General features: G+C 46.1%; 12 protein-coding genes. 2 read left to right on the top strand and 10 right to left on the bottom strand.

The genetic code is table 11. The features are described 5' to 3' along the window. The 7 genes from ACTIE6_RS04775 to apaG form a co-directional block, all read right to left on the bottom strand. A partial coding sequence (locus ACTIE6_RS04775) for an endonuclease/exonuclease/phosphatase family protein (protein ID WP_439555539.1) occupies positions 1 to 994 on the bottom strand: 994 nt, incomplete at its 3' end. A gap of 35 nt (positions 995 to 1,029) precedes the next feature. Next, positions 1,030 to 3,066 (bottom strand): sialate O-acetylesterase, encoded by a 2,037-nt coding sequence (locus tag ACTIE6_RS04770; protein ID WP_439555538.1) that lies wholly within the window; start codon positions 3,064 to 3,066, stop codon positions 1,030 to 1,032. An 8-nt stretch (positions 3,067 to 3,074) separates the two neighbouring features. After that, positions 3,075 to 4,052: a glycoside hydrolase family 43 protein gene (locus ACTIE6_RS04765; RefSeq protein ID WP_439555537.1), complete on the bottom strand. Its 978-nt coding sequence runs from the start codon at positions 4,050 to 4,052 to the stop codon at positions 3,075 to 3,077. A gap of 54 nt (positions 4,053 to 4,106) precedes the next feature. Next, positions 4,107 to 5,243: a hypothetical protein gene (locus tag ACTIE6_RS04760; RefSeq protein ID WP_439555536.1), complete on the bottom strand. Its 1,137-nt coding sequence runs from the start codon at positions 5,241 to 5,243 to the stop codon at positions 4,107 to 4,109. Further along, entirely contained in the window at positions 5,240 to 6,208 is a 969-nt protein-coding gene (locus tag ACTIE6_RS04755; RefSeq protein ID WP_439555535.1) for a DUF2157 domain-containing protein, read from the bottom strand. Before ACTIE6_RS04755 ends, ACTIE6_RS04760 begins: the two co-directional genes overlap by 4 nt. A gap of 109 nt (positions 6,209 to 6,317) precedes the next feature. Beyond that, entirely contained in the window at positions 6,318 to 7,091 is a 774-nt protein-coding gene (locus ACTIE6_RS04750; protein ID WP_439555534.1) for an O-methyltransferase, read from the bottom strand. 44 nt (positions 7,092 to 7,135) lie between these two features. Beyond that, on the bottom strand, positions 7,136 to 7,522 hold the full coding sequence (gene apaG, locus ACTIE6_RS04745; protein ID WP_439555533.1) for a Co2+/Mg2+ efflux protein ApaG: 387 nt from the start codon (positions 7,520 to 7,522) through the stop codon (positions 7,136 to 7,138). Between the two features lie 117 nt (positions 7,523 to 7,639). Between apaG and ung the strand changes: the two genes are divergently transcribed. Then, positions 7,640 to 8,305 (top strand): uracil-DNA glycosylase, encoded by a 666-nt coding sequence (gene ung, locus ACTIE6_RS04740; protein ID WP_439555540.1) that lies wholly within the window; start codon positions 7,640 to 7,642, stop codon positions 8,303 to 8,305. 62 nt (positions 8,306 to 8,367) lie between these two features. Here ung and ACTIE6_RS04735 read toward each other — a convergent pair whose 3' ends face one another. Beyond that, positions 8,368 to 8,772: a Dabb family protein gene (locus ACTIE6_RS04735; protein ID WP_439555532.1), complete on the bottom strand. Its 405-nt coding sequence runs from the start codon at positions 8,770 to 8,772 to the stop codon at positions 8,368 to 8,370. Positions 8,773 to 9,226: 454 nt separating this feature from the next. Between ACTIE6_RS04735 and ACTIE6_RS04730 the strand changes: the two genes are divergently transcribed. After that, positions 9,227 to 10,138, top strand: coding sequence for a zinc dependent phospholipase C family protein (locus ACTIE6_RS04730; protein WP_439555531.1), 912 nt, complete (start codon positions 9,227 to 9,229; stop codon positions 10,136 to 10,138). A gap of 32 nt (positions 10,139 to 10,170) precedes the next feature. Here ACTIE6_RS04730 and ACTIE6_RS04725 read toward each other — a convergent pair whose 3' ends face one another. Then, positions 10,171 to 10,695, bottom strand: coding sequence for a DinB family protein (locus ACTIE6_RS04725; RefSeq protein WP_439555530.1), 525 nt, complete (start codon positions 10,693 to 10,695; stop codon positions 10,171 to 10,173). A 63-nt stretch (positions 10,696 to 10,758) separates the two neighbouring features. Continuing rightward, complete coding sequence (locus tag ACTIE6_RS04720) at positions 10,759 to 12,534, bottom strand: DEAD/DEAH box helicase (RefSeq protein ID WP_439555529.1); 1,776 nt, start codon at positions 12,532 to 12,534, stop codon at positions 10,759 to 10,761. Positions 12,535 to 12,769 lie beyond the last annotated feature (235 nt).

Raw genomic sequence — 12,769 nt, 5'->3', positions numbered from 1 at the left:
CCTGCTGCATTTCTGCGGCAGCTTCGTACTGGAGTGAGATCAGGATAGGGAAGTGATCAGATGAAAAGCTTTCAAGTCTTTTCAAATGGATCAGTTTAAAATGTGTTGTGCAGAAAACATGGTCAAGGGGAAATCGTAGAAAAGGGTACTTCGCATGGAAAGTATTAAAGAAGCCACGACCTTCACGCGGATCGAGCGTTCCGCTGATTTTCTTAAAAAGCTGCGTTGTGTATGACCACGCCACATCATTCAGGTCACCTACTACGATGGTAGGGATCTGGCATTCTTTTACTTCTTTGGCTACTATCAACAATTCCTTATCACGCTCCGTAGAATACACATTTTCACCCGGTACCGGCGGGGTAGGGTGTACGCAATGCAGCTGGAAATTCTTGCCTGAGGGCAGTTCTACGCAGGTTTTAATGGAAGGTATCTCTTCATCCACCAGGTGCCGCACTTCCGTGTCCATCAGTTTCAATCGGGAATACAGCAGCATTCCGTACGTATTTTCAAGTGGAACGAGCTGCTGGTAGGGGTACGTTTTGGTAAGCTCCTCGGTACCTTTTCGCCAGAATTCGTCTGTTTCAAGCAGCAGGATAATGTCCGGATTGTATTTCTTTAAAACTTTCAGACAGCCTGCCACATTCTTGTTATGCTGGTACACATTCGAAGAAATAATGCTCACCGTGTTGTCGGGATCATTCCTGTCTGCTTTCAGCAATGTGCGTTTCGACAGGAATGTAAATGGAAAAACCTGATAGATCAGGTAACCTGTATTCAGCAGCAATACTGCCACGACGCCGATCTGAAAAGGCGTAGAAATCCTGAACAGCGCCAGGTACAAAATCAGGATCAGTACGTTGATAAAAAGCTTTTGTAATCTGGGATATTCGAAAACCCTGAATGCCCAGAAATCATTTCTGACCAGCGGAATCAGGGAAAAGAGTACAATAATTGCCCCGGCAACTTCCAGGCCTGTTTGAAGAGAATGCATGTTGAGTTAATTCACGATGGTATCTATATGTCGGGCTATTGTACCCAAACTTTCTTTGTCCATTCCTTTTCACCGGATTTCAGCCGGATCAAATGAATGCCCTGAATAGCGCCAGGAACTGTCATAATCGTTTCTGTTTCATTCCTGACAGCGTGTCGCGATAGTGCGTGTCCATTTATATCTAAAAAGCTGATTTCACCTGTAACAGATTTATTGAATTTTATGCTGAGACGATCATTTCTGCGTGCCGGGTTCGGGTAAACCGAAAACAGATCGCCGCGATCCTGTTCCACACCGAGCACAACTGGCATTTCGATTTCAGCAATTCCATACTGGTCGGATTCAGCGAGCGTGTTTTCGGCTTTGAGCCGGTATGTGATTTTATCAGCCTGGTTTGGCTTATCCACAAACTGGGTTGTAACCGAATCAAGTACCGCAATGCGGCTGAATGCAGAGTTACCTTCCAGCTGCCGCTCCAATACGTACTTATTAGCTCCTGCTACAAGCGGCCAGCTGAGCTTCACATCCGTGTCACCCTGCTTTTCAGCGGTCAAAACAGGCTTTGACAATGCAGTTCCGATGGGTACATTATAAAAGGTAAGTGCCCGCATTCCTTTGCTGTTCTTGATATAAGGCCCGGTAAAGGGAAAATAGGGGCCGCCCTCGGGAAGGTACATGGGGAGGTAGTTGATGCTCTTTGCTCCCTGCGGACCGCTGAGTTCAAGCTGTATCTTGTTGCCTTCGGCTTTTCCTGACGTTACCATGCCCGATCCCCAGTCGAGGTAGAAGAAATCTTTCATTTCCAGGTTTACGCCGGAAGCAGTACGGTAGGTGGTCGGGTAAACCAGCTCCTGGCCTTCGTCAAATACCAGTACCAGCTGTTTTTTCTCCGGTGTTGCGTAAAAAACCTTTTTAAGCGAAGGGGAGAGTATGTTGGAGGTGTCTGTGGAATTGTAAAAGTCTTTCAGGATAATCCTGGAAAGCTCGAATCCACTCTGCTGATTACCGGACCGTCCATAATGCAGTCCGTCAAACTCGGCTGTTCCTACTGTTGCGACGGTGGTAATATCGTTATAAATATCAGGAAGCCTGCGCTGGTAATCACGGATTTCGGCGCCGGTCGGGGAGGGGAAATAAATGATATCAATCTGATAAATGTAAATCTTTTGAAGGTTGGGCAGATCGAATTTGAGGTTCTTATGAAGGTGATCAAAGTTGCCGGGCCAGTTAAATGCTTCGTGATAAGCCTCTGTTTCACCTTGCCGGAAAATGTATGATTTGGCTGCATTGATAAGTCCGCCTTTTTGCAACCGGTAGAGCATTCTTCCGTATCCGGTATTCAGGTCCGCCGGGTTGTTCTCATTGCGTTTTGCATGATCACCTACCGCCGACCAGTGGAATCCCGCATTGATCAGACAGTTCGGAATGCCCGATTTCTGCATGACCTGCTTCTGGATCTCAAAACCCATTGTACCCACACCATTTTGATAGAGGTTCATATTCGAGTATGACCAAAGCGTGTCGGCGGGATTGTAGGCTACTGTGTTAAGGTTGTCGGTGATCCTGCCAAAAGTGCGGCAGAAGCGTGTAGTATCAGGTTCTGTGAAGAATCCGGTGGAGTTGGATTGTCCCGACACAATATACACATCGCCGCTTACGACATCTTTTCTGTTGACCACCAGTACGGAGTCCGCTCCCTTGCATACGTAAACTGCAAAATTATATCCGGCAAGCTCCGCCTTGATCTTCGTTTCGGTAGAGAACTTACCTATTTTGCTACCTCCTGCATATTGCAGATTGGCTTTCAGGTATTTGAATGGGGCATTGTTCCTGGTAACCTGCACCGAAACATAATCCCAGCCAGCCACCTCCACGATTCCGGAAATCGGGATATTTGCTTCACTATTCTCATCACGGGGGTACAGCTGATAATCCTGCGGGAGCTTCTCGAAGACCACCGAGTAAAACCTTTGGCCATAGCCAGCACCTGCGCTCCCGAGGAGAAGCACGATGACAAGAAGGATTCCGGGCCACCTTTGTCCGGGATCAGTGTTGCAGTGAAGCAAATCCATCGAATGAATTATTTTATTTTAACTGGCTTAATACCTTCGAAGGTAATTTTAACCGGATTGATAAATCCCTTCTCGTCAAATGTCATCGCATCAATGCAGGTCTCCCGATGATTTCCATCCGTTTCTGTCAGTGGCCTTCTGTGATACACGATATACCATTCGTCTTTACCTGGTACCTGTATCACGGAGTGGTGGCCTGCGCCGGTGGCAACTTTCGGGTCCTGCTGCAAGATCTTGTCAACCCTTTTGAAAGGTCCGAAAGGGGAGTCTGCAATAGCATACGCGACCGAGTAATTCGGCCCTGTCCAGCCACCTTCTGACCACATGAAGTAGTATTTTCCATTGCGGATGAACATAAACGGACCTTCCACGTAACCTTCCGGGGTTACTTCACGGAATGTACTTCCATCTTCAAATGGAATAAAGCCCGTGAAATCGGGTTTCAGTTTAGCTACATTGCAATGCCGCCAGCCGCCGTAAAACAGGTAGTATTGGCCGTCTTTGTCCTTAAAGACAAATTGGTCGATCGGTTGTGCTTTGTTGTGGAATTTATCGATCAGTGGTTTACCGAGGTAATCTTTGAATGGACCCTCGGGCTTATCTGCAACTGCCACGCCGATCCCGCCCAGCTCATTATCACTTTGAATGTCATTTGCTCCGAAGAAGAAATAATATTTCTTATCCTTCTCGATAATGGAAGGCGCCCACATAGCGCGCTTGGCCCATTTAATGGCAGAAGTATCCAGGATATTCTCGTGCTTTTTCCAGTTTACAAGATCTTTGGACGAAAATGCGTCGAAGTGCACCTGCTTTTCGTAGGGCGCAGAGTATGTGGGGTAAATCCAGAAGGTTTTGTCAAAGATAATTCCCTCAGGATCTGCATACCAGCCTTTAAAAACAGGGTTACCTGCGGCTTTTTTCGCAGACTGGGAAAAAGAATAGGTACTTAGAATGCAGACCAGGATTAAGGAAAGATAGTTTTTCATCAGAGTTACAGGCGTAAGTTTTAATCCGGGTAAAGTTCATAATTTTTACCTAAATTAATATGCCTCCCCTGCGCCGCCGCCGCCAAAATTTCCACCACCGAACTGAACTCCCGGATCTGCCGGCACATCTCCGATACTTTCAGCAACGAGAATAGCTTCCAGATTGGCAAATCTCCTTCGTTTACCCGGCTCATCAGAAATGCCGTAGCGTGGTGTTTTCAGGTAACTGATCAATGCGACTGCCAGCACGATCAGCAGCGCTCCTGCGATGGTAAGTTCCTGAGAAAGCGGCAATTCAAAAAAATACATCCGGTAAGTAACAACGGAGGCGGTAATTCCCAGTAAGCCGGTGACGAATAATATACGGTCCCGTTTTTTCAGGCCAAAGTAAACGTAAGCCACAGGGATTGCTGCTGTAAGGAAGTAGAAGAAGTAAGAAAAACTAATTTCTGCGGAAGCCGGTAAATCATTCAGCATCGCATTGCCTTCGCGGACAACGTAATAATTTCCACACGCATAAAAGACAGCCAGCGAGAGCACTTCCACGATTTGCTGACATTTGAGGTAATAAATATCATTGTTCTGCCTGACCGAATAGTAGATGACCGACGCAACGATCATCAAAATAAATGGCAGGAGCGCCTTTCCGAGAGCAAACCCGGTGAATGCGGAGGAAATTAACAGAAGAAGCACAAAGAAGGCGGCTGTGGTAACCAAGAGGTCCGCGTATCTGAAAACGGCAGGGACAAGGAACAGCAATATGACAAAGCAATAAATTGACACCGGAGCATCTTCAAAAAGCAGAAAAACAGGCATTGATGCAGCGAGTAATGCAGCATACAAAAGCGCATTGTCTACACCCGAATGGAACAAATTTCTTTCCCTGATCAACATTTCCAAAAGGAATGTAAAGCAGGCCGCGCAAGCCAGGCTCAGGAGAGAAAGTGTCGTATCGGATCCTTCGTTGATGAAAAAGATGGAGATGAAGCCGCCAAAGAACGCGCAGGAGATCAGACCGAAACAAAAGAGCCCTATTGTCACGAATATACCTGGTCGGTAAAATTCACTCTTAAAATTCGCGTGAACTGCTTCCAGCTGATTGGCCGTCAGGAGGTTTTTACGAAACCATTCTTGTGCGGTTTGCCTGATGTATTTGTTTTGGACCCAGCGATTGTTGTAGGCTTTCATCATCGTTTAATCCCCAGGAATTTTTTGTAATTGAGCAGAAACAGGATTACGGCAATGCTGGAAAACGTGAAATAAACAGTTGCCAGTCCAAACACCAGCTCATTGCCCACCAGCTTTGCGAGCAGGTAAGTGACGTGAATATAGCCGTACACAACACCCATTAACAGGAAAAGGAGCGAATGCACGCGGCGGGCTGATAAGATAAAGAACACTGCCAGTGTAATACCCAAAAGGAAGAATACAAGACGCGGCTCGATTGTAAACGCACCTGCTAACGTTGCTATAAATGCAAGGTTCCCGCCGAGCAGGAGATAGGTATTTGCAAAATGGGCTTTCCAGCCTTTTTGATTGGATAGCCAGGCGAAAGCCACCAGCAGCACACCAAGCAACGTAGCCGACCAAACCAGCGATTCATCGGTAAAATCGTTTTTTGCTATTACAGAAAGCGGCGCAATGGTCAGTCCAAGCCAGGACGCCAGGCCTGTTATCGCCATGGAAAGTACGCCGGTATGGTCGAAACGATAGGCGGTGACAAAGAACAAAATGGTGGGTATCAGTACCGCAACACAGTATTTTGTTCCAAAAAGCGTGTATTGAAATTGTAGATATCCTTCTAATGCAAGAAAAAGCATGCACCCGATCAGCAGTGTGTAGCTGACAAACTTATTGGGATTATGAACTTCGGCCAAACTGAAAGGGACGCGGTGTTTGCAGGTGTACCAGAAGCAGGTCAGCATCAGGATCGCAATGAATGCAATAATCGCCTGGTGACCGATTGTATCAATGTTCTCGTAAATCAGAATGCTTACTCCTGATGTGAACAGCAGAATGCCGAGATAGAGGATCGAACGTAGCTCCCAATGAATGGAAAATGTTTTTTCAGCTTCAAAAGAATCAATTGCATCCGCCTGCTTTGTGGAGATGATGCCTTTGCTGGTTAATGCATTCAAAACCTCTGTTGTAGTCATTTGGTCGGGCGGCGAAGTATGCTTCAAATTAGTAAGTTTCGCGAGCGAAGATCCGTATCGGTCGGGTTTATTTATTTCCCGGTTTCTTCCATTTACTCAATGGTATATACTAAATGCGGAGCACAAAATCTTCCTTCACTTGCTCCGCTCTGAAAAAGACGATTCCCACCCAAAAAAGGTCGATTGTGACAGTTACTCCTGGATGTGCTTTGATGTATTTCCAGGCGGCAGTCATTTCTTTTGACCAATAAATATCATCAAAGATGAAAACGGAGTTGTTGTGTGCGTAAGGCAGGCAGTCTTCAAAATAGCGGACGGTTGGTTCGTATCGATGATTGGCGTCAACGTACAAGAAGTCAATTTTTTGACTCAAATCGCGCAGTTTATCCGGCAGGGTTTGATCAATGTTGCCTAAGACTACCTCGATGTTCGTAGCGCCCATATTTGCAAAATGTTCACGCGCCTTTGCTGCTGTTTGCGGGCAGCCTTCAAAGCTGGTAATGCGGGCAGTTGAGTTTGCTTTGGAGAGATAGAGCGTGGTCAGTCCCAGTGAAGTGCCAAGTTCTATTATATTCTGCGGCTGGAAGTTTTGGATCAGGCGGTAAAACAAACGCCCGAATTTCTCAGGCTTTTCTGCATTTCGGGTGATCGTTTTGATCTTGCGTTTGTTCGATTTGTTAACCCGGGAACCCGCACCCAGGTCCACGATCTCGATCACTTCTGTGGATGAGAGCAGCTTTTTACGAAGTTCCTTGATCCTGGCATAATCCTCGTTGTGGTCTTTGACATTGATTACACGATTGTAAAGATCAAACACAAATGGCGAATGGATCGCATGTGCATTTCCCGAGTGGAAGAGGTACTTGAAGTAAGCGGCAATCAATGGATGATATTTAAATAATGAAGAGGGTAGCAGTAATACACCCGCTAGTTAAGACGGTACGGAGCTACCAGTGAGAATGCGGGAATGATAACCCGGAACTGGCGGCCGTCGAGCACGCGTTCCATCAGGTAGGTTCCTGCCATTTTCCCCAGGTCAGTTTTGAGGTTGCAGCCTGATACATAATCGTGTACATCGCCGGGTTCAAGAATGGGCTGCAAGCCTACAATCCCCGCACCTTCCACCTCGCGCACGGTTCCGTTTGCATCGTGGATCAGCCAGTGCCTGCGTAAAAGCTTCACAGTGTGTTCACTATAGTTTTCAATCAGGATTTTGTAAGTGAAAACATAGTGGTCCTGACCTGGATTGGAGTAGTCCGGCTGATATTCAGTCAAAACGGTGACTTTCACACCATCTGTCACTTTAGAAACCATATGGATTGAGGGTGTTGGTAATTAGCGGTACTTCCATGTAAACGAAAATAGCAATCAAATACTGATAAAACCAAATCAAAAACATATAATTTGAGTGGCGAAACTAACGACAAAAACATGGATGTAAAGATAGAGCCTTCGTGGAAAGAGAAACTTCAGGGAGAGTTCGAGAAGCCGTATTTTGAAACGCTGACCGCATTTGTAAAGGAGGAATATAAGACCAAACAGATCTTCCCGCCGGCTAAGCAAATATTCAATGCCTTCGAATTTTGCCCGTTTGATACATGCAGGGTGGTAATCCTCGGACAGGATCCTTATCACGGTCCCGGTCAGGCGCACGGACTTTGTTTTTCGGTGAACGATGGGGTAAGGATACCGCCTTCTCTTGTAAATATCTTCAAAGAAATTCAGGAGGATTTAGGTAAGCCGATCCCTAAAAGCGGTAACCTGGAAAGGTGGGCTAAGCAGGGAGTACTGCTTTTGAATGCAACCTTGACCGTTCAAAGCGGCCAGGCAGGTTCACATCAGAACCGCGGCTGGGAACGCTTTACTGACGCTGTGATCAAGTGTGTTTCAGACGAAAAAACGAATGTAGTTTTTATGCTGTGGGGAAGGTATGCGCAGGATAAAGGGGCAGTTATCGATACAAACAAGCATTTGATCCTGAAAGCAAAACATCCCTCACCAATGTCGGCCAACAGCGGTGGCTGGTTTGGTACGCATCATTTCAGTCAGGCAAATGCCTATCTGGAATCAAAAGGACTTGAACCTATTGAATGGTGACAAAAAAAAAGAGTCGGGATGCCCGACTCTTTTTCCAATTTTCACTCCTATTACTATTGTTATTATTTTACAATATCTGAATTCATTTCCAGAACCTTGTCCCAATGTGACTGGTTGGTCTGAATAAATGCTTTCCGGTCTGCATTCGTCGCATATTGCTGCGCGCTCTCGTCTGTACGGAATGTCAGATAATGGATCACGTCAAATTCATTTGTACTTCCTTCGGCCTTTTGAACCCGGCCAGCTGAATAAGCTACCAGGTCTTTCACTGAGCTCTTCATGGAAGCAAAATCTCTTAAATGCTTTTCAATATCCTCGGAAGTAACTCCTTCTTTGAATTTAATGCAAACTACTTTCTGCGTTTCCGCTGGTCTGTGAGGAACGTAAGCTCCGTAAATAATCAGCATAAATACGCACAGCGCAAAAACGGGAACCAGGTAACCCCATGTTTTATTTCTTGTCTTCATGTTATAGCAAAATGAATTAAGTCAATGATAATCTTGATGCTACAAAAGTAAAACAATAATCTCTAATTGTATTATTTATATATAAAATATAACTTATTTTGAAATTTTGATGATCGGAAAAAGGATTAATAACCTGGTGGCTGATTACCAGAATAATCTTTGGTGGCTTAGTTTATTAGCACGGTCTACATTCATCTGTTACAATGCTGTGTTTCAACTCAGTTTCGGGTATTAAAATGTTGATAACAGGCAAATCAAGATCTAAAATCCCGGGCTATGTGACCTAAAAGTGCGGACTGCGTCAAAATGAGTGTTGTAAGCTGCTTTACAGCTATCCAAATTTTGTATGGACGTACTAATTTTCTGTTTCAGGAAAAAGTCAGCATTTTTCTGCTTTGCACTGGGTTTGATGCTGTTTTTCAATCAGCAAAATGCCTTTTCAATAGTAGTTCAAGTGCGTAAATCTCATTGGGGCTTTTGGGCGCATAAAAGAATAAACCGGCTGGCGGTTTTCCGACTGCCGGTTGCAATGCAGGTTTTTTACAAAAAACATATTGATTTCATTACCGAGAATGCTACCAATCCGGATAAAAGAAGGTACGCGGTAGTGGGCGAGGCCGAGCGGCACTATATAGACCTGGATATGTACGGCGACAGTGCTTTGACCATTTTGCCGAAATTCTGGCAGGCTGCGGTAGTACGTTTTGGCGAGGATAGCCTCCGTAGGCACGGCATTGTTCCTTGGCAGATACAATTATCGGCCTACCAGCTCACCGAGGCATTTAAAGAAAAGAATGCAGCGAGGATATTGCGTGTGTCCGCCGACCTGGGTCACTACGTAGCAGATGCACACGTGCCCCTGCATACCACCCGCAACTATAATGGTCAACTGAGCAACCAGGAAGGCATTCACGGATTTTGGGAATCGAGGCTACCGGAGCTGTTTGCCGAGGAATACGATTTATGGATCGGTCAGGCTAAGTACATAGATCGCATTGCCGAGAAAGCGTGGTTGACCGTAGCGACTTCGCATGCGTGCGTTGATTCTGTGTTTTTGTTTGAAAAAGAATTAACAGATCAGTCTAGAAAAGATGCCAAGTACAGCTATGAACTTCGTAACAATGTACTTACCAGAAGTTATGCAAGGGAGTTTTCTGAAAAATACCACCGGATGCTTCAAGGACAAGTGGAGCGGCGGATGAAGGCTTCCATTGAAATGGTAGGCGATCTTTGGTACACCTGCTGGATTAATGCTGGTCAGCCGGATCTGCAATCACTCGTAAATCTGGTACCAGCAGCAGAGACAATACAGGAAGAGCCGCAAGCCGAAGCGATCCCAAATGTGCGGCAGGAAGGTGATAATTAATGCAACCAAACACTTCTGTGACAGGTAAATTATCACAAGCTCTTTTCTCCGGCCATCAACACTTTGGCAGTTACCAACAGCTGTCCCAAATGCCGCTGCGTATGTTCTGCTGCATGAAATAACAGTCCAAGCTGAGTGGAAGGGATCATCGCCCTGCCCACATACCTGATTTCCGATAAGGTAGTTTCATCTGTTTGTTTCAGCTGATTAATCGCCTTGTCAACCTGACTTTTAAATTGCTGCAAAAGGGAGTGAAATGAAATGCCTTCCTGTGGGACACCCTCGTTTTTGAGGTATTCCATCTGGCTTTCTGTTAAAGATTCCTGTCTTGCATAAGTAAAAAGGCGGTCGAGTACGCCGGTAAGGTGTAGCAAGTGAAAGCCTACCGAGGCGACGCCTGCCGGTTTTTCCCACAGTAATAATGCGGGGAACTGGGGTGCAATGGCGGATAATTCTTCAACAGCCTGCAATAAAGCATGTGCTACGGGCTGCAACGCGGGCGTAAGATCCGGCAGGGGGCCTCGCAGCCACACTTCCAGGTTTGATTTTGCATTCATTTGCCCAAGGTAAACAAAAAAGGGGCTTGTTGAAGGCCCCTTTTAATGAATTGTTGATTCTGATTATTTCGCGATATCGATCTGAACTGGCTTGCCTTTGATGGTGTTGCCGTCCATTGCACGAAGTACTGCACGAGCGTCACGCTCAGGTACGTCCACGAATGTGAATTTATCATAAATGTCGATCGCTCCGATGGTTTTGCCAGGAATGTTAGCTTCTCCGGCGATTGCACCAACGATATCTTTCGGCATGATATGGTCTTTTCTGCCAAGGCTCAAAAACAAGCGCGTCATGCCAGCTTCCGGTGCCGATTGGCGACGTGGCTCTCCGTCACGGCCACCTTCCGGGCGTCGGAAATCACCTTTTGGTGCATAGCGGTCAGTGCTTCTGCGGTCACCTTCTCTTCTGTCTCCACCTCTTTCAAAACGGCTGCCAGATGAACGTCTTTCAAAACGGTCACCACCTTCGCGACGACCACCATCGCGGTCACTGCGTCTTTCTTCCCAAGCCAGGTTAGCATCAGCGTATTCATTTTTCTGAACACCCATGATCTGCTTCGCCATCGCGCCTACAACCTGCTCAGTTGTATAGCCAGCGTGGTTGAGCATTTCCAGAATGTCGCCGAAAAGCTCCTGATCGTCGCCTTCCTGGATAGAAGCTGAAATGCTTTCTACAAAGCGGGCTTTACGAACGCCAACGATATCTTCATAAGAAGGAATAACGCCTTTTTCGATTTTTACCTTGGTATAGCCTTCGATTGATTTCAGACGGTATTTTTCGTCACGGGCAACCAGCGAGAATGCTTTTCCAGACATTCCGGCGCGACCTGTACGGCCGATACGGTGTACGTAATATTCTTCGTCAAGAGGGATATCGTAGTTGATCACACCATCAAGACCGCTCACGTCAATACCGCGGGCAGCTACGTCAGTTGCAACAAGGATCGTAGTTACACCAGCTTTGAACTTGCTCATTACGTTGCTTCTCTGTTGCTGGCGCAAATCTCCGTGGATACCTTCGGAAGCGTAGCCTCTCAATTGAAGATCTTCCACGATCTCGTCCACTTTCCTTTTTGTATTACAAAAAACAAGCAGTGATTTCAAATGGTGCATATCGATCAGGCGGGTCATAACTTCCACTTTCGCCTGTGGTTTTACTTCAAAATAAACCTGCTCGATATTCTGGTTAGTAAGCTCATTGCGGACTACTTTAATAAGGATAGGATCATTCAAAAAGCGTTTTGTGATCGACATGATCGGCTTCGACATAGTAGCCGAGAACAGGATAGTCTGACGATCTTCGGGCATCTCAGCAAGAATACTTTCGATATCTTCACGGAAACCCATGTCCAGCATTTCGTCAGCTTCATCCAGAACCATCATTTTGACTTCGTCAAATTTCAGGGTCTTACGCTCCATGTGGTCCATTACACGACCGGGCGTACCAACGACGATGTGAACACCTCTTTTAAGGGAACGGATTTGTCTGTCGATGGAATCCCCACCGTATATTGCTTCAATTCTTACGCCTCTTTCAAATTTGGCCAATCGACCCAGTTCTTCGGAAACCTGCACTGCCAATTCACGGGTAGGGCAAAGGATCAGCGCCTGAACTGCATTGCTTGACGGGTCAATTCTTTCAAGTACCGGAATACCGAAAGCGGCCGTTTTACCGGTACCGGTTTGCGCCTGACCAATTACGTCAGAACCTTGCATTACGGCCGGGATACCCTGTGCCTGGATAGGAGAGGGTTTTGTGAAACCCATTTCGGTTAGGGCTTTCAGGATGTTTTCAGAGAGACCAAGCTCTGAAAATGATTCAATTGTCTCAGTTGTCATTATCTGTTTATTAGTATTATTCTGGTTGGAAAAATCAGCTCTGCTGCATTGGCAACTCTGGTTTTGTCAAAACAAAAATAAACCTGGACTAGAACAGTTATTTCTTATTCAGACAAATGGCCTCTGTCGTCACGACGAGAGCTTACATGAAAATTTAAAAAAAGGGATTGCGCACAGCCCACCACAAACCATCCGTGGGGCTCTGCATTTGAACGGTTGTCTTTACCGGCGATTA

It is taken from the genome of Dyadobacter sp., assembly GCF_051859145.1.
In the GTDB taxonomy this organism is placed as follows: domain Bacteria; phylum Bacteroidota; class Bacteroidia; order Cytophagales; family Spirosomataceae; genus Dyadobacter.
Note: the sequence above shows the minus strand (reverse complement) of the source record. Positions and strands in the feature narration are given on the sequence as shown.